Source organism: Polaribacter dokdonensis (genome assembly GCF_024362345.1).
GTDB classification, from domain to species: domain Bacteria; phylum Bacteroidota; class Bacteroidia; order Flavobacteriales; family Flavobacteriaceae; genus Polaribacter; species Polaribacter dokdonensis.
Window position 1 is genome coordinate 1,207,641 of record NZ_CP101505.1, and the last position, 18,398, is coordinate 1,226,038.

General features: G+C 30.1%; 16 protein-coding genes and 5 tRNA genes. 4 read left to right on the forward strand and 17 right to left on the reverse strand.

What is annotated here, in order from left to right:
* Positions 1 to 34: 34 nt before the first annotated feature.
* The 17 genes from nusG to LPB302_RS05530 all read right to left on the reverse strand — a co-directional run bounded on the left by nusG (position 35) and on the right by LPB302_RS05530 (position 10,523).
* On the reverse strand, positions 35 to 583 hold the full coding sequence (gene nusG / locus LPB302_RS05450; protein WP_015480734.1) for a transcription termination/antitermination protein NusG: 549 nt from the start codon (positions 581 to 583) through the stop codon (positions 35 to 37).
* Between the two features lie 9 nt (positions 584 to 592).
* Complete coding sequence (secE, locus tag LPB302_RS05455; RefSeq protein WP_015480735.1) at positions 593 to 781, reverse strand: preprotein translocase subunit SecE; 189 nt, start codon at positions 779 to 781, stop codon at positions 593 to 595.
* A 19-nt stretch (positions 782 to 800) separates the two neighbouring features.
* A tRNA-Trp gene (locus tag LPB302_RS05460) sits at positions 801 to 872 on the reverse strand.
* A gap of 78 nt (positions 873 to 950) precedes the next feature.
* Complete coding sequence (gene tuf / locus LPB302_RS05465; protein ID WP_053972786.1) at positions 951 to 2,138, reverse strand: elongation factor Tu; 1,188 nt, start codon at positions 2,136 to 2,138, stop codon at positions 951 to 953.
* A gap of 60 nt (positions 2,139 to 2,198) precedes the next feature.
* Positions 2,199 to 2,271: transfer RNA gene (locus LPB302_RS05470), tRNA-Thr, on the reverse strand.
* 15 nt (positions 2,272 to 2,286) lie between these two features.
* Positions 2,287 to 2,359 (reverse strand) — tRNA-Gly (locus tag LPB302_RS05475).
* A 15-nt stretch (positions 2,360 to 2,374) separates the two neighbouring features.
* Positions 2,375 to 2,456: transfer RNA gene (locus LPB302_RS05480), tRNA-Tyr, on the reverse strand.
* A gap of 41 nt (positions 2,457 to 2,497) precedes the next feature.
* Positions 2,498 to 2,571: transfer RNA gene (locus LPB302_RS05485), tRNA-Thr, on the reverse strand.
* Positions 2,572 to 2,669: 98 nt separating this feature from the next.
* Positions 2,670 to 2,978, reverse strand: a complete 309-nt coding sequence (gene hpf / locus LPB302_RS05490; RefSeq protein ID WP_053972787.1) for a ribosome hibernation-promoting factor, HPF/YfiA family — start codon at positions 2,976 to 2,978, stop codon at positions 2,670 to 2,672.
* A 3-nt stretch (positions 2,979 to 2,981) separates the two neighbouring features.
* Complete coding sequence (locus LPB302_RS05495; RefSeq protein ID WP_053972788.1) at positions 2,982 to 3,872, reverse strand: tyrosine-type recombinase/integrase; 891 nt, start codon at positions 3,870 to 3,872, stop codon at positions 2,982 to 2,984.
* 103 nt (positions 3,873 to 3,975) lie between these two features.
* Positions 3,976 to 4,173 (reverse strand): 30S ribosomal protein S21, encoded by a 198-nt coding sequence (gene rpsU / locus LPB302_RS05500; RefSeq protein ID WP_015480739.1) that lies wholly within the window; start codon positions 4,171 to 4,173, stop codon positions 3,976 to 3,978.
* A 427-nt stretch (positions 4,174 to 4,600) separates the two neighbouring features.
* A complete protein-coding gene (locus LPB302_RS05505; protein ID WP_053972789.1) occupies positions 4,601 to 5,767 on the reverse strand; it encodes an acyl-CoA dehydrogenase family protein in 1,167 nt (388 codons plus the stop codon).
* A 20-nt stretch (positions 5,768 to 5,787) separates the two neighbouring features.
* Positions 5,788 to 6,693 (reverse strand): helix-hairpin-helix domain-containing protein, encoded by a 906-nt coding sequence (locus tag LPB302_RS05510; RefSeq protein ID WP_053972790.1) that lies wholly within the window; start codon positions 6,691 to 6,693, stop codon positions 5,788 to 5,790.
* An 11-nt stretch (positions 6,694 to 6,704) separates the two neighbouring features.
* A complete protein-coding gene (locus tag LPB302_RS05515) occupies positions 6,705 to 8,297 on the reverse strand; it encodes an alanine/glycine:cation symporter family protein (protein WP_053972791.1) in 1,593 nt (530 codons plus the stop codon).
* An 88-nt stretch (positions 8,298 to 8,385) separates the two neighbouring features.
* Positions 8,386 to 9,285 (reverse strand): SDR family oxidoreductase, encoded by a 900-nt coding sequence (locus LPB302_RS05520; protein WP_053972792.1) that lies wholly within the window; start codon positions 9,283 to 9,285, stop codon positions 8,386 to 8,388.
* Positions 9,286 to 10,284: a potassium channel family protein gene (locus tag LPB302_RS05525; protein WP_053972793.1), complete on the reverse strand. Its 999-nt coding sequence runs from the start codon at positions 10,282 to 10,284 to the stop codon at positions 9,286 to 9,288. It abuts the gene before it with no gap.
* Between the two features lie 2 nt (positions 10,285 to 10,286).
* Positions 10,287 to 10,523, reverse strand: coding sequence for a PspC family transcriptional regulator (locus LPB302_RS05530; protein ID WP_053972794.1), 237 nt, complete (start codon positions 10,521 to 10,523; stop codon positions 10,287 to 10,289).
* Positions 10,524 to 10,623: 100 nt separating this feature from the next.
* On the opposite strand from LPB302_RS05530, the gene uvrA reads away from it, so the two are divergent.
* Genes uvrA through LPB302_RS05550 form a run of 4 tightly spaced genes read left to right on the forward strand, consistent with a single transcriptional unit; the run spans position 10,624 to position 18,302 of the window.
* Positions 10,624 to 13,446, forward strand: a complete 2,823-nt coding sequence (uvrA, locus tag LPB302_RS05535) for an excinuclease ABC subunit UvrA (protein ID WP_053975247.1) — start codon at positions 10,624 to 10,626, stop codon at positions 13,444 to 13,446.
* A 58-nt stretch (positions 13,447 to 13,504) separates the two neighbouring features.
* On the forward strand, positions 13,505 to 14,212 hold the full coding sequence (locus LPB302_RS05540; RefSeq protein WP_053972795.1) for an LOG family protein: 708 nt from the start codon (positions 13,505 to 13,507) through the stop codon (positions 14,210 to 14,212).
* Between the two features lie 3 nt (positions 14,213 to 14,215).
* Positions 14,216 to 15,493, forward strand: a complete 1,278-nt coding sequence (locus LPB302_RS05545; RefSeq protein WP_053972796.1) for a T9SS type A sorting domain-containing protein — start codon at positions 14,216 to 14,218, stop codon at positions 15,491 to 15,493.
* Between the two features lies 1 nt (position 15,494).
* A complete protein-coding gene (locus LPB302_RS05550; protein WP_053972797.1) occupies positions 15,495 to 18,302 on the forward strand; it encodes a gluzincin family metallopeptidase in 2,808 nt (935 codons plus the stop codon).
* Positions 18,303 to 18,398 lie beyond the last annotated feature (96 nt).

An 18,398-nucleotide genomic window follows, 5' to 3' on the forward strand; every position in this document is an offset into this window, starting at 1 on the left:
CCAAAAAATAAATCGATATATATCTGTGTAACAATTATATCTTTTCTACTTGCATATAACTCAATTCTAATGGTGTTTTTCTTCCGAATATTTTCACCATTACTTCAAGTTTACGCTTTTCTTCGTTTACTTTTTCTATTGTACCATCAAATCCATTGAAAGGCCCATCCACAACTTTGACGGTCTCTCCAACATTATATGGTATAGCAATATTTTCATCTTGAACAGAAAGCTCATCAACTTTACCAAGCATTCTATTTACCTCAGACTTTCTCATAGGTACAGGCTCACCACCCTTTACCTCTCCAAGAAAACCTATAACTCCAGTAATTGCCTTAATAACATGAGGTACTTCTCCCGACAAATTTGCTTCAACCATAATATAACCTGGAAAATAAACCCTTTCTCTGTTTACCTTTTTTCCATTTCTGATTTGAACAACTTTTTCGGTAGGAACAATAACTTGATTTACATAATCAGATAAACCTACCCTAGAAATTTCTGTTTCTATATAATTTTTTACTTTATTCTCTTGTCCTCCAATGGCTCTAACAACATACCATTTCATAACCGAATCAGCCATAGTTAATTATTAAAATAATTTAAAAAAGTTATCTAATCCTGTTTGAAAAACATAATCAATACCAGCAACAGCTAATGCGAATACAATTGTAAAAACTGCCACAGTAACTGTAGTTTTCTGAGCATCTTCCTTAGATATCCATGTCATATGGTTACTAAGTTCATCAAAAGAGTCTTTGATATATTGAATAAAGTTCATATTACTATATTTTTATTTGCACGGGCGGAGAGATTCGAACTCCCGACAGCTGGTTTTGGAGACCAGTGCTCTACCGCTGAACTACGCCCGTTTCTTATTCATTGATAAAGGTATTCCGTAAAAAAACGGAATACCTTTATAATTTTGAAATAATAAAACTAATTAAATATTAGTCTAATAATTCAGTTACTTGACCTGCACCTACAGTTCTACCTCCTTCACGGATTGCAAAACGTAAACCAACATTTAATGCAATTGGCTGAATCAAATCAACTGTAATTGTTAAGTTATCTCCTGGCATAACCATCTCTACACCTGAAGGTAAATTAATAGTACCTGTAACATCCGTTGTTCTTACGTAGAACTGCGGACGATAGTTATTATGGAATGGAGTATGACGTCCACCTTCTTCTTTCTTAAGAACATAAACCTCTGCTTTAAACTTAGCATGAGGAGTTACAGAACCTGGCTTACAGATTACCATACCTCTTTTAATATCTTCTTTTGCAATACCTCTTAATAAGATACCAGCATTATCACCAGCCTCACCTCTATCTAAGATTTGACGGAACATTTCGATACCAGTAATAGTAGAAGACATCTTCTCAGCTCCCATACCAATAATATCAACAACATCTCCTGTATTCGCAATACCAGTTTCAATACGACCTGTAGCTACAGTTCCACGACCAGTAATTGAAAATACATCTTCAACAGGCATTAAGAAATCTTTATCAACCTCTCTTAAAGGCTCTTCAATCCAAGCATCAACTTGTGCCATTAATTCTAAAACAGTATTAACCCATTTTTCCTCACCATTTAAAGCTCCTAAAGCAGAACCTGAAACTACAGGACCATTATCTCCATCATATTCATAGAAAGATAATAATTCTCTAACCTCCATATCAACTAACTCTAATAACTCTTCATCATCAACCATATCAACCTTGTTTAAGAAAACAACGATACGTGGAATACCTACCTGACGACCTAATAAGATATGCTCTCTAGTTTGAGGCATTGGTCCATCAGTTGCAGCAACAACTAAAATAGCACCATCCATCTGGGCAGCACCTGTTACCATGTTCTTAACATAATCCGCGTGACCTGGACAGTCAACGTGAGCATAGTGACGATTCGCTGTTTGATATTCAACGTGAGAAGTGTTAATTGTAATACCTCTTTCTTTTTCTTCTGGTGCATTATCAATCTGATCAAAAGATCTAGCTTCAGAGAATCCTGCATCAGCTAATACTTTAGTAATAGCCGCAGTTAAAGTTGTTTTACCGTGATCTACGTGTCCGATAGTACCAATATTTAAGTGTGGTTTCGAACGGTCAAAAGTTCCTTTTGCCATAATTATTGATTTTAATTCTTAGTTTAAATATATTTAGTGTCTAATAATACTTTTTCAATGAGCCAATGATGGGATTTGAACCCATGACCTCATCCCTACCAAGGATGCGCTCTACCAACTGAGCTACACCGGCTTTGTTGATCTTTAGAGCGAAAGACCGGGTTCGAACCGGCGACATTCAGCTTGGAAGGCTGACGCTCTACCAACTGAGCTACTTTCGCAAAAAATGTAAATTGTGGGGAGAGCAGGATTCGAACCTGCGAAGACATAGTCAACGGAGTTACAGTCCGTCCTCGTTGGCCGCTTGAGTATCTCCCCTATAATTTACTATTTTAATGAACTTTTGTTTCTTTATTTAGAGCCGATGGAGGGACTCGAACCCACGACCTGCTGATTACAAATCAGCTGCTCTAGCCAGCTGAGCTACATCGGCTTTTTCTTGCAAAAAAACAACCCGCTATTTCTAACGGATTGCAAATGTATAAAGTTTTTTTAAATTCCAAAACTTTTTATAATTATTTTTTTCTTTTTTTATGAAATTAAAGAATCTCTTAATTTCTCCTTTGACTTTTTCAATTGTCTTTTTAGATTATCAACTGCAGAATTAATGCCTTCTTCGAAGGTTTTTGTCTCTCTTTTCACTATTAATTCACTGCCTGGAATATTTATTTTAACTTCTGTAATTTTATTTTCTTTATCACTAGTATTTTGAACTTTTAAGAAAACTTCTGCGTCAACAATTTTATCATGAAACTTTACTAAGGTCTCCACTTTTTTCTCAGCAAAGCTGATTAATTTACTATCTGCATTAAAATTGACTGATTGGGTAAATACTTTCATAATCTATTCATTTTTTTTGCTCTTAGGATGAGCATGGTTATACACTTGTTTGATTGCGTCAAGGCTATTATGTGTGTAGACTTGAGTGGAAGCTAAAGAAGTATGACCTAACAATTCTTTAACTGAATTTAAATCTGCACCTTCATTTAGTAGGTGAGTTGCAAATGAATGCCTGAGAATGTGAGGGCTCTTTTTCACCTTAGAAGACACCTTACTAAAGTAAGAATTAATAACTCTATAAACAAGAGTTTCATATATTTTATTTCCTTTTTCGGTAATGAATAGAAAATCGGAGTTTTTTACAATTTTACTTCTCTCAATAAGATAAGTTTCTAAAGTATTTAAAACGGATTTTAATATTGGCACCAACCTTTCTTTATTTCGCTTTCCTAAGACCTTTAAAACGCCTTTATTAGAATCAATATCCATTAGCTTAATATTTATTAACTCAGCTCTTCGAATTCCTGTAGAATAAAACAATTCTACAATTAATTTATTTCGAACAGAAACAAAGTCGTTTGAAATGGAAACTGCATCTAAAACAGATTTAACTTCTTTGGTTGAAAATGGCACTTGTACCTTTTTTGCAACTTTTAAAGCTTTATGCTTTTGCAATGGACTTACTGTTATTTGATTTGATTTTTGAAGAAATTTATAAAAGGATTTTAAAGAGCTAATTTTTCGATTGATTGTTCTATTGGAAATCTCGTCATCTACCAAAGCAACAATCCAACTTCTTATTTGTGAATAATTTACCGTTAAAAGACTGTCTTGATCAAAAGTGATTTGCAAAAATCTTTGAAAAGAATTCAAATCTTTTTGATAAGCAATAATGGTGTGCTCTGAATATTTTTTTTCAAGATATAAATAATCTAAAAAAGGTTTTACCAAAATCTGATTCTTTTTTTTTGTTTATAGTAAATTTACAAAAATAGTGGCACAAAAAAACTCGCATCAAAATAATTGATGCGAGTTTAAACTATTTGAGGTTATTTGACTAACCTACCTCTTCTTGTGTTCTTAATCTTTGAACGTAAGAAGCTTTTATTCTTTGAGCTCTTTTAGCTACTGAAGGCTTTGTAAAGTTTTTTCTGTTACGTAAGTTCTTCATCGTCTTTGTTCTGTCGAATTTTCTCTTATAACGTTTTAAAGCTCTATCTATATTCTCTCCTTCTTTTACAGGTATAATTAACATAAGTTGGCACCTCCCTTCATAAGTATCTTAAATATTTTAATAACAGTTAAACTGCTGATTTATAATTTTTGGACTGCAAATGTACTTATAAAAAATGAAATACAAATTTTAAAGTGATTTTATTTTAAGACTAGTAATTTGCGTTAGGGATTGAAGTGGCATCCTTTTTTGTTTTCTCAAAAAAGATATAATGTAAAGCCCGACCTTTAGGGAACGCACTAATAGAAAATAAGTTAACTACTATTTTTTAAGTGTTAGATAATGGATTAAAAAAAATATCATTTTACAAAAACTTTATGTTTCTTTCGTAAAATGATATTAAATTTTATTTTAATATAACTCAGTAGCTGACTTATACATTCCTTTTTAACGATAAGCATTTTTGCTATAATCAAAAGTAATTTTAACAAAAATGTTTACTAAAATACTATGTAGCTGGTTTATATTCTTTTTTATCAATAACCATTTTTGCTATAATCTCTTTTAAGATTTCAGAAGTTCCACCACCAATAGGACCTAACCTACTATCTCTTAGCAAACGAGCCATTGGATATTCTTCCATGTAACCATAACCACCTAATAATTGCAAGGCATCATAAATAACCTCATCTGCAATTTTTGTAGATAACAGTTTAGACATACTAGCTTCTTTTACAACGTAAGTACCCATATCTAATCTTTTAGTTATAGAATAGTTGTACTCTCTACACATATCTACTTTACTAGCCATTTCAGCCACTTTATGTCTTAAAGCCTGAAATTTATCTAAAGATTTACCAAAAGCAATTCTTTCATGCATATACTGCACTGCATAATCTACAGCAAATTCTGCTCTTGCATGTGCATTAACACCCATTATTAAACGCTCTAAAGCAAAATGTTGCATAATGTATGGAAAACCCATGCCTTCTTCTCCCATTAAGTTTTCAGCCGGAATTTCTACATTATCAAAAGCTATTTCTCCTGTATCTGAGGCTCTCCAACCTAACTTATCTAACTTGGTTGCAGAAACCCCTTTAGAATCTCTATCAACTACAAAAATGCTAATTCCTTTATATTTATCTGATGGATCTGTTTTTGCAGCTACGATTAAGTAATCTGAATAAACACCATTTGTAATAAATGTTTTTGAGCCATTTAATATATACTTGTCTCCTTGCTTTACAGCTGTAGATCTCATACCTGCTACATCTGAACCTCCAAATGGCTCTGTGATACATAAACAACCAATCTTATCTCCTTCTACACTAGGCACTAAATATTTCTCTTTCTGTTGTTGATTCCCTTCTTTATTTAGGTGAGTCATTGCTAAATATTCATGAGCCCACATTGCAGCAGCAAAACCTCCCGAATTTATTTTTTGTAATTCTTCTAAAAAAATCACTGTATAGAAAAGATCTAAATCCATACCACCAAATTCTTCTGGAGTAGATAAACCAAAGTAACCCATTTCACCAAACTTCTTCCAGATGAAACGTTCTATAGAACCTGTTTTTTCCCATTTTTCTATATGAGGCACAACTTCTTTTTGTAAAAAATCTTTGAAACTAGCACGAAAAGCTTCATGCTCTTCAGTAAAATACATACTGCTCATTTGAAGTGAATTTTTAATTATTATTCAGCTACCAAATATAAGACTATTCTATCATATTTATCTAAAGGAAAACCCTCGATATTTTTTAATTCTGATATATTTTGAAGCTCAGCTACTTCATCTCTATAATTAAAAATTTTCTTACATAACTCGTAATCGATATAAGGATTTTTTAGTAATTGCTTGAACTCAATAGTGTTTAGATTCTGTTTCTGAATTTTTGGCAACTCAATAATTTTAAAAGTAGCTAATACTTTATCTGCTATTTTCTTTTGTAAACCCCATACTTCATACAACTGAGAAGGGTAAGAAAATCCTTGTAATTTAGAACGATACTTAATAATTCTTTCAGAGAAAGATGCTGCAATTCCATTTACGGTTCTAAAATCTTCTGCAGTTGCTTTATTAATATCTATTGTTGACACTTTATGAGATGCAACAGCATTATCTGCTGAACTTAATTTATCTATTATTTTAGATTGCTTGTTTTGTTGCTGTTGATTACGTTTTACAACCCAATCTGGAAATTTGAAATAAGGTGAAATTCTTATCAGTAAAGAATCTGAAATCTTTGTAACTTTTTGAAAATCTTCTTTAGAATTTACAAATCTATTTGATTTTCGAAAAGCATGTAATCTATCAATTTCTTCTAAAGACATTCCTAATTGTTCGCCTTTAAAATCTGTAATGTAATTTGGATTAAAAGGATAAATTTTTGGCTTTCTATTTTCAATCTCAACTAGCTTTAAACTGTCTATCTTATTTTGAAAAGCTATTAATTCTGTATTATTTTTATCTAAAATTTCTTCTTTCGAAAATGGCTCTAAAATAATTACAACTTGTAAGATTACAATTAGAATTACCAATAAAAAAATCCCATTTCTTTGGCTTTTGTTATACCAGAAATGGGATTTGAATATTTTCATTAATTATAATTTTATGCTTCGCTACTCTTAATAGCGTTCATGTACTTCTTTAATTCTTCTTTTACCTTAGGAGCTAAGATAATAAGACCTATCATGTTTGGAACCATCATAGCAAAAACCATAGCATCAGAGAAACCAATTACTGACCCTAAACTAGCTGCTGCACCAATAACTACAAATACACAAAATATAACCTTATATGTATATTCCATTTTTTTAGATCTACCAAATAAATAAACCCATCCTTGAAAACCATAGTAAGACCAAGAAATCATAGAACTAAATGCGAATAATACAACTGCAACTGTTAATACATATGGAAACCAAGATATAGATGATGCAAATGCGCTTGATGTTAACAAGATAGCTTGTGCATCATTTGCTGGCGGATTTAATGGATCTACAAACCCAGTAATAATTAACACTAAAGCTGTCATTGTACAAACTACAACAGTATCTATAAATGGCTCTAATAAAGCAACCATTCCTTCACTTGCTGCATATTTTGTTTTTACTGCTGAGTGCGCAATAGATGCAGAACCAATACCTGCCTCGTTAGAAAATGCTGCTCTTCTAAAACCTTGAATTAAAACTCCAACTGCACCACCTGCAATTCCTTCTGGGCTAAATGCACCATTAAAGATTTGACTAAATGCAGCTCCTATCATATCATAATTTGCAAAAATTACAAATAAGGCAGCACCTACATATATTGCAACCATAAATGGTACAATTTTGTCTGTTACTTTTGCAATTTTCTTAATACCTCCAATAATTACAATACCAACTAAAACAGCCATTATTAAACCAAATAACCATCCTTTACCAGCTAAAACAGATTCGCTACCACCTGTAATATTTTGAACTAATTGAAAAGCCTGATTAACTTGAAACATGTTACCACCTCCAAATGAACCACCAATAACGAATATTGCAAAAGCCCCTGCTAAAACTTTACCTAAAATTTTAGATTTTAGTCCTTTTGTTAAGTAATACATTGGCCCACCATAAACAGTACCATCTGCAGCAATATCTCTATATTTTACACCTAGAGTACATTCTACAAATTTAGAAGCCATACCTAAGAATCCTGCTATAATCATCCAGAAAGTAGCACCTGCTCCACCAATAGAAACTGCAATTGCTACACCTGCAATATTACCCAAACCAACTGTTGCAGAAAGGGCTGCTGTTAATGCTTGAAAGTGAGAAACCTCTCCATCATGACCTTCAACTCTTACAGTATCAGGATTATCTCCAGAATCTGTTGTAGATACACTACCATCAACTTCAATTGCTTTTGCATGACCCTTACCTTCTAAACCATCATATTTACCTCTAACAATATTTATAGATGTAATAAAACCTCTAAAATTGATAAAGTTAAAATAGAAAGTAAAATATACAGCTCCTAAAATTAAAGGGAATAACACCCAGTAAATACTTATGGTATCTGTAAAAGGAATTTGATAAAAAATAAAGTCTACGAACCATCCTGTTGCGCTTCCAAAAGCCTCATCAATTTGCTGATCTAAGCCTTTTTCTTGGGCGATTGTAAAAAATGGAACTGCTAAAAAAAGTAATGAAAGAAATTTTTTCTTCATAATATATCTATGTTAGATTTTGAATTAGTAAGGCGCAATATCTTAAAAAATTGAAGTTTTGACAACTTTTATACGTTAAATATGATTTTTACATTAAGGTTTCTTTAAATCTCTGTAAATCGTCTTTAAATGTCTTTGGGTAAAAGTTGAATTCTTTATTTGTTTTTGATAAATCAAAACCAGTTTTAATAGGTCTATTTGCAGTTTGATTTAATGTTGATGTTGAAATTGGTTTTATGTAAGAATCGTCTAAGTTAAACACATCTGCAATTTGTTTGGCAATCTCATAAATACTTAATAATTCTGACGAAGCAATATTAAAGACTCCTGTTGCATTTTTATCTATAGAAATTTTACATGCTAAAGCTAAATCTTTAACATAAGTTGGAGTTCTATATTGATCATCTACTATGGTTATTTCTTTCTTATTTTCTAGAGATTCTTTTACCCAAAGAACAATGTTGCTTCTACTCATATCATAAACTTTTCCGTAAACTAAAATAGTTCTTAATATGGTATAATTAATAGTTAATTTCTCTAAAACCTGTTCTGATTTTAGTTTAGATAGACCATAGTAGCTTAATGGATTTGGCTCATCAGTTTCTGTATACCATCCTTTTTTACCATCGAAAATAAAATCTGTTGAAATATGAATTAAGTGTGCATTTATTTTTTTACAGATTTCTGCTAACCATTTTACAACATCAACATTAAGTGTGTCGCAAGCAGATTTATTATTCTCACAAGCATCAACCTGTGTCATTGCAGCAGTATTTACAATGTAATTTGGTTGAAGTTTTTTAATTTCTTTTATAAGTTGTTCTTTATTGGTAATATCTAAAGAGTAGTATTTAAAATCATTTCTACCACTTCTATTTTCACCTTTAGAAAAACCATAAACTTCATATTTATTTTTCTCATCCAACAATAAATTTAAAAGTGATTGCCCTAATAAACCATTACTACCTGTTATTACAACTTTAATCATTTAAAATAATTCTCTAAGTTTTATAATTTGTTCGGGTCTTCCCAAAACTATAAGGTGTGCACTATCAACTAGAACTGTTGATGCTTCTGGATTTATAATATAATCTTTATCTGGATTTCTAAAACCAATAACTGTGCAACCAGTTTTCTTTCTTAAATCTAAATCTAAAATTGTTTTTCCTCTGTATTTTTTCGGTAAATCATCAACAATAATTTCTTCTAGATTAGCTGTAGTTTCTCCTTCAACAGTTAATCTATCTACAAATTCTATTACATCTGGAGTGGTTACTAAAGAAGCCATATGATCTCCTCCCAATTTATCTGGCATAATTACATTATCTGCTCCAGCAATTTTTAATTTACTGTAAGAACTTTCGTTAGAAGCTCTGCTTATTATTTTCATTTTACCATTTAGTTGTCTTGCACTTAAAACAACAAATAAATTATTTGCATCTGAAGGCAAAGCAGTAATTAAATTATCTGCCTCTAAAATACCTGCAGCGATTAATGTTTCATCTAAAGTTGCATCTCCTTGAATACATAAATGTCCTGTAGATTCAATCTCTTCAACCAATTCCTTATCTCTTTCTACAACAACGAAATCTTTATTGTAATTCATTAATTTAATAATGGCTTGTCTTCCATTTCTTCCATAACCACAAACAATTGAATGCCCTTGTAATTTTGTTATTTTTTTTTCCACTGTTCTATGTTTAAAATAATCAAATAACTTACCACTTACTAAATATTCTGAAAAGGTAGACACTGCATAACCTAAGATAAATATACTAGTTAAAATTAAAAAAATTGTAAAAATCTTATCTTGTGGTGTAAATGGTTTAACCTCACTAAAACCAACTGTTGTAACTGTAATTACAGTCATATACAAAGCATCTACAAAAGAGTATTTAGACAATACCATATACCCAATAGTACCAGTAGCCAAAACAGATAATATTAGAAATACAATTCTATTTATTTTTGAGTCTAAAACACGCATATTTATAAGTCGAAAACCGAACTTCTTTTAGTATAAATTAAATCTTTTAATTTCATTGCAAATGCAAAAGTTAGGTAAAAGCCAAATGATAAGCCTACTGTAAAAAATGTTACATAGATAAAATAGATTCTAACATTCTTAGCACGCATTCCTAACCTATCTGCCAATCTTTGAAAAAAACCAAAACCATGTCTTTCAAAAAAATGTCGAATTGTATGTATAAACCTATTGTTTTTCATTTTAATGCAAGATAACAATTCTATTGATTTTTGTTCTTCAGTTTTAAATTAAAAATGCTTTGGAATCCTTAACTTTGTTCTTTTGCAAAAAACACCTTATTTGAAAGATCAAGAATACATAGAAGTTTACGGAGCAAGAGCACATAACTTAAAAAATATTGATGTAAAAATACCAAGAGAAAAGCTAGTAGTAATTACTGGTTTAAGTGGTAGTGGAAAATCATCTTTAGCTTTCGATACAATATATGCAGAAGGCCAAAGACGTTATATTGAAACCTTTTCTGCTTATGCACGTCAATTTCTAGGAGGTTTAGAAAGACCAGATGTTGATAAAATTGATGGATTATCTCCTGTAATTTCTATAGAGCAAAAAACAACAAACAAAAGTCCAAGATCTACAGTAGGTACTATAACAGAAATTTACGATTTTTTAAGACTTCTTTTTGCGAGAGCTGCAGATGCTTACTCTTACAACACTGGAGAAAAAATGGTGAGTTATTCTGATGAGCAGATAAAACAATTAATAACTACAGATTTTGCCAATAAAAAAATTGCAGTTTTAGCACCATTAATTAAATCTAGAAAAGGGCATTATAGAGAATTGTTTGAGCAAATTTCTAAACAAGGCTTTGTTAGAGTAAGAGTTGATGGCGAAATTAGAGAAATAGAAAAAGGCATGCGTTTAGACAGATACAAAACGCATGATATTGAGGTTGTTATAGATCGACTTTTGGTTAATGAAAAATCAGAAAAAAGGTTAGAAGAAACCATTAAAACAGCTTTATATTCTGGTAATAATATAATGATGGTTATTGATGTTGATAATGAAAAACCTCGTTATTTTAGTAGAGAATTAATGTGTCCAACAACAGGAATTGCTTATCCAAATCCAGAGCCAAATACATTCTCTTTTAACTCACCAAAAGGTGCTTGCCCAACCTGTAATGGTTTAGGCACCACTCAAGAAATCAACTTAAAAAAAGTAATACCTGATGATAGTATATCCATCAAAAATGGTGGAATTGTTCCATTAGGTGAACAAAAAAGCAGCTGGATTTTTAAGCAAATTCAAAATATTGCAGAACGTTATAAATTTAAATTAACAGACGCAATTAAAGACATTCCAGAAGATGCTTTAAACATCATCTTAAATGGTGGTAATGAATCTTTTAATATAGAATCTAAAACAGTTGGTGTAACAAGAAATTATAAAATTGATTTTGAAGGTATCATATCGTTTATAGAAAACCAATATAACAACGCAGAAAGCACTTCTATAAAACGTTGGGCTAAAGGTTTTATGGATGAAGTTACTTGTAAAACTTGTGATGGTAAACGTCTAAAGAAAGAAGCACTTCATTTTAAAATCACAGACAGAAATATTAGTGATTTAGCTCAAATGGATGTTACTGAATTGGCTAAATTATTTAAAAATATTGAACAATATCTTTCTGAAAAACAAAACACAATTGCATCAGAAATCTTAAAAGAAATTAGAACTCGTATTCAATTCTTATTAGATGTTGGTTTAGACTATTTAACGTTAGATAGAACCTCTAAATCACTTTCTGGAGGCGAAGCACAAAGAATACGTTTGGCAACTCAAATTGGTTCGCAATTAGTTGGTGTACTATATATTTTAGATGAACCAAGTATTGGGTTACATCAAAGAGACAATCAAAAATTAATAGATTCTTTAGTAAAATTAAGAGATGTTGGTAATTCTGTTTTGGTAGTGGAACATGATGAAGACATGATGAAAAAAGCAGATTATGTTTTAGACATTGGTCCAGGTGCAGGCAAACATGGAGGTCAAATTGTAAGTATTGGTACTTATGATGAAATTATAAAAGACAAAACCCTAACTACGGATTACTTAACTGGCAGAAAAAAGATTGAAGTTCCTAAAAAACGTAGAGAAGGTAATGGAAAAACCATAAACCTTAAAGGTGCTTCTGGTAACAATTTAAAAAATGTTTCAGTCGAATTTCCTTTAGGAAAAATGATCTGTGTAACAGGTGTTTCAGGTAGTGGAAAATCTACTTTAATTAATGAAACCCTCTACCCTATTTTAAATGCTCATATTTACAGAGGAGTTAAAAAACCTATGCCATACAAAAAAATTGAAGGCTTAGAACATGTGGATAAAGTGATTGATATAGATCAATCTCCAATTGGAAGAACACCAAGATCTAACCCAGCAACTTATACAAAAACGTTTGACGAAGTTAGAAGTCTTTTTGCAAAAACCCCAGAAGCTGCAATTCGTGGTTACAAACCTGGTCGTTTTTCATTTAATGTAAAAGGTGGTAGATGTGAAACATGTCAAGGAGGAGGAGTTAGAGTCATTGAAATGAATTTTTTGCCTGATGTTCAAGTAGAATGTGAAACTTGCCAAGGAAAACGTTTTAACAGAGAAACTTTAGAAATTAGATATAAAGGAAAATCGATATCTGATGTTTTAGAAATGACCATTGAAGACGCAACAGAATTCTTTAAAAACATACCTAAAATTCACAGAAAATTAAAAACAATAAAAGACGTTGGCTTAGGCTATATCACACTTGGTCAGCAGTCTACAACACTTTCTGGTGGTGAAGCTCAGCGAATTAAATTGGCATCAGAATTATCTAAAAGAGATACAGGTAACACCTTCTACATTCTTGATGAACCTACAACAGGTTTGCATTTTGAAGACATTCGTGTTTTAATGGACGTTCTAAACAAATTAGCTGATAAAGGTAATACTGTATTAATCATAGAACACAATTTAGATGTAATTAAATTGGCAGATTATATAATTGATGTAGGTATGGAAGGTGGAAAAAATGGAGGTAAAATATTAACTAAAGGAACTCCAGAACAAGTTGCAAAGCATAAAACAAGTTACACTGCAAAATTCTTAAAGAAGGAGTTAAATTAAAATTTTTGATAAGCATTTATTAACTAATTTAGCAAGCCTTTCTAAAAAAATATAGATTATGACAAACGACGATAGAAAAATTAGAGAAAAACTACAACAAAAAACTTGGAACGAAATTAAAACAAACGACTCTTGGGCCATTTTTAAAATTATGGCAGAGTTTGTAGAAGGTTATGAACGTTTAAGCAAAATTGGGCCTTGTGTATCTATTTTTGGATCTGCAAGAACAAAACCAGAGCATCCTTATTATAAATTAGCAGAGGAAATTGGTTTTCAATTAACACAAGCTGGTTTTGGCGTTATTACTGGTGGAGGACCAGGTATTATGGAAGCTGGAAATAAAGGAGCTAACAGAGGAAAAGGTCTTTCTGTTGGTTTAAATATAGAACTACCTTTTGAGCAACATGACAATCCTTGGATTGATTCAGGTAAAAGTTTAGACTTCGATTACTTCTTTGTACGTAAAGTTATGTTTGTAAAATACTCTCAAGGTTTTGTGGTAATGCCAGGAGGATTTGGAACTATGGATGAGCTTTTCGAAGCGATTACCTTAATTCAAACTAAGAAAATAGGACGTTTTCCTATTGTTTTAGTGGGATCTAAATTTTGGAGCGGATTATTAGATTGGATTAAAGACACGCTAATTACAGAAAAAAATATTGGTCTAGAAGATTTAAGCTTATTTAGAGTTGTTGACACTGCAGAAGAAGCAGTTGAACATTTTAATAAATTCTACGCAAAATATAAATTAAAACCTAACTTCTAAACTATGTTTCTAAAGAAGCATTTCTTTGTTTTATTCGTTTTATGTGCAACTTTAACTAATGCACAAACAAACATTAAAGCAATGTTTTACAATACTTTAAATTACAACTCAGATTCACAAAGTCAGGAGAGAACGCCTTATCTAAAAACAATTTTAGATGAAATTCAACCCGATATTTTTATGATATGTGAATTAAAGAATGAAGTAGCTTCTGATTTCATGTTTGATAACGCTATTTTACCTTTTAATACTAATTTTAAAAAAGCAGAATTTAAACCTAGTGAATCTCCAGCAACAAGTTTGTTGCAAATGGTTTACTATAATTCTAATAAATTAGAATTAGAGTATAATGAAGTTATTCCTACAGGAATTAGAGATATAAATCATTATACTTTTATAGTAAAATCAGAAAATTCTACTGATGAAATTACCAGGATTGAAGTTTTTGTAACACACTTAAAAGCATCTAGAGGTAATGAAAATATGCAAAAAAGATTGGCTTCTGTAGAAAACTTTACAAGAGAATTAGATAGATTACCAGAAGATAGTTTTGTGTTATTTGCTGGTGATTTTAATTTTTACACTAGTAACGAACCTGGTTTTCAAAAAATAATTGATGAAAATAATTCCATTAAATTAATAGATCCAATAGATAGACTTTGTCCTGCTTTTCCAGAAAATGGAGTTGATTATTTTAATGAAAATAATTACGACTCAACTTACTTTTGGAATAATGAATCTTTTGCTGATGTGCATTCACAATCTGCTAGAAATGGACAAGTAAATGGAGATGGTTCTGGAGGAGGAATGGATGATAGGTTCGATTTTATAATGATGTCTAAAAACTTTACAACAAGCACTACTTTATCATATAAAAATGATACTTATAAAACAGTGGGTAATAATAGTAATTGCTATAATTCTTATGTAAGTAATACTACTTGTACAGGCGAATTTAGCCAAGAACTAAGAAATGCGCTGTATTTTTTTAGTGACCATTTACCTATTACAATGGATTTTGAATTTAAAACAAATGTTTTATCTACCAACAAAGAAGATAAAATTAAATTTATAACTTCAAATATTACTAAAAACAGTATTGAAATAAACTTACCTGAAAAAACAGATAAAATCTTTATTTATAATCAACTAGGTCAAAGAATATTTAATTTAAAAAATGTAAATTCGAAAACTTTAAAAATTAACACAGAGACCTTTACAAAAGGAGTTTATTATATTAAAGTAAACAATTATAGAGTTCAAAAATTTATAAAGATTTAAGTTGAAGCATTTTTTTAACCTCTTATTTAGCATTTTATTTTGTGCAATATGTTTTTCGCAACAAAATGCAATTAAGATTAAAGCTTCTTTAAATCCACTAGAGAATGAGTTACTTGTGCAACAAGAAATTCTATTTTATAATAGTTCAGATTCTATCTTAGAAAACATTTATCTGCACAACTGGGCAAATAGCTTTAGAGATAGAAAAACTCCACTTTCGAAACGTTTTATTAAGGATTATAATAAAAACTTATATTTTGCTCCTGCTTATAAATTAGGATATACCAAAATTAAAAATTTAACTGTAGATTTTGAAAACATCTTTTTTAAAGAAGTAGAAGATAGAGCAGATATACTTAAAATTGAGTTATATAAACCTTTAAAACAAAACGAAACTGCAAAAATAAATATTACCTATACTATTAAAATTCCGAGTGCTGAATTTACAGGTTATGGTAAAACAGAAAACGGTTTTCATTTAAGATTCTGGTACATAACTCCTGCAGTATATCATCAAGGCTGGAAACTTATGAGCAACCTAAATATTGATGATTTATACGAAAAAGCTACAGATTTTGATATAGAAGTTAATATACCAAAAGATTACGTTTTAGAAAGCACACTTTATCAATACAAAACAAAAAAAGAAAGCAAAGACAATTATTATTTAATTGGTAAAAGTAAAACCGATGTTATTCTAAGCATCAATAAAAAGAAAATTTACAGTATTTATAAAACCAATAATATTAATGTTTATACAGATATTAATGATGATGATATTACTAATAAAGTATCTACAGAAATCTTAAATAAACAATTAAATTTCATTGAAAAATTTCTAGGAAAATATCCATACAAAGAGATTTATATAGATAAAATTACACAAAGTAAAGATCCTGTTCATGGATTAAGCCAATTACCAGATTTTTTAAGTCCTTTTCCAGAAAACTTTAAATGGGATTTTACTTTATTCAAAGCATTAAGTAGAAAGTTTATAGAAAACACCTTGCTTTTTAATAAACGAAAAGACTATTGGTTTTTAGATGGTTTACACAACTATTTAATGTTAGAGTATATAGAGCAAACCTATCCTAAAACTAAACTTTTAGGACGTTATTCTGATTATTGGTTCTTAAAATCATTTAACTTATCTAAATTAGAATTTAATGATAAATATCCATTAATTTATCAATTTAGTTCTCGAAGATTCTTAGATCAGGCACTAACTACTTCTGCAGATTCATTATCTAATTTTAACAGAAAAATTGCAAACAGATATAAAGCTGGCTTGGCCTTTAAATATTTAAAAGGATATTTAGGAGACAGTTTATTAAACAATACCATCAAAGAATTTTATCAAGAAAACAGAAATACAATTGTTGCTAGCACCGATTTTGAAAAATTATTAAAATCCAAAACTGATAAAGACATCAATTGGTTTTTTGAAGATTTTATTCAGACAAATAAAAAGATAGATTACACTATTAAAGAAGTTAAAATTAAAGAGGATAGTGTTGCTGTATCCATAAAAAATAAAAGAAACATAACTACACCTGTTTTATTATATGGCTTAAATGATCGTGAAATTAAATATAAACAATGGGTAAATAATATTGATGATTTAGACACTATAAATATTCCAAAAGCTAATATTAATAAAGTTGCTTTGAATTATGAAAACTTTTATCCTGAATTAAACACCTTTGACAACTGGAAAAGTTTAGAGAATAAAATCTTTAATAAACCATTAAAAATGAGTCTTATTAAAGATGTTAATGACTCTTATTATAATCAAGTTTTTTATCAACCTAGTTTTGGCTATAATTTTTATAACGGAGTTATTTTTGGTGTAAAATTGCATAATAAAGCCTTAATAAAAAGAAATTTCGAATTTACATTTAAGCCTTCTTATGCTTTTAAAAGCAATAGCGTTATTGGTTCATTTTCTGGAGTTTACAATCAGTATTTCGAAAAAACTAAAATTTACAAAATAATGTATGGTATTTCTGGTGTAAATTTAGATTATGCACCTAATTTAAGCTACCAATCTCTACTACCTTTTGTAAATATAATCTTTAAAAGAAAAAGTTTACGAGACGCAACATCAGAATCAATTAGAGCAAAATTAGTACATATTGATAAAGAAATTCCAGAAGGACAAATTAGAACAAATGAAGATAACTATAGTGTTTTTAGCTTACGTTACAATTACATAAATCCAGATATTATTAAAGAATTTAGGTATGACTTTGGCCTAGAGCTTGCAGCAAAATTTTCTAAATTAACAGCAGATGTAAGATACAGAACATTGTCTAGTTCAGATTCACAATTAGATTTTAGATTATTTGTTGGTGCATTTTTAAAAAATAATTCTACTGGAGATTATTTTAGTTTTGGTTTAGATAGAGCAAATGATTACTTGTTTCAGCTTAATTATTTTGGACGATCTGAAGACTCAGGTATTTTTAGCCAGCAATTTATTATTGCAGAAGGTGGTTTTAAATCTGTTTTACCTGTAAGATTTGCCAACCAATACATGATGGCTTTTAACTCAAGTTTTGGTATTTGGAGATGGGTTGAATTTTATACAGATGTTGCTTTTCTTAAAAACAGAAATAATCCTTTATATTTTGGTTACAATAGTGGTGTTCGTTTAAACTTTATACATAACATTTTAGAGGTCTATTTTCCTGTATATTCTAACAATGGTTGGGAAATTGGCCAAGAAGCTTACCCTCAAAAAATAAGATTTACCTTATCTGCAGATGTAAATCAGATTTACAACTTCTTTAGAAGAGGATTCCTATAATAATAAACAAAACAGGTTTAATTGTATAATTCTCAACAAAACCTATATTTACCATATTATTTTTAACATATTCTTAACCAAATCAAATATTTTTAA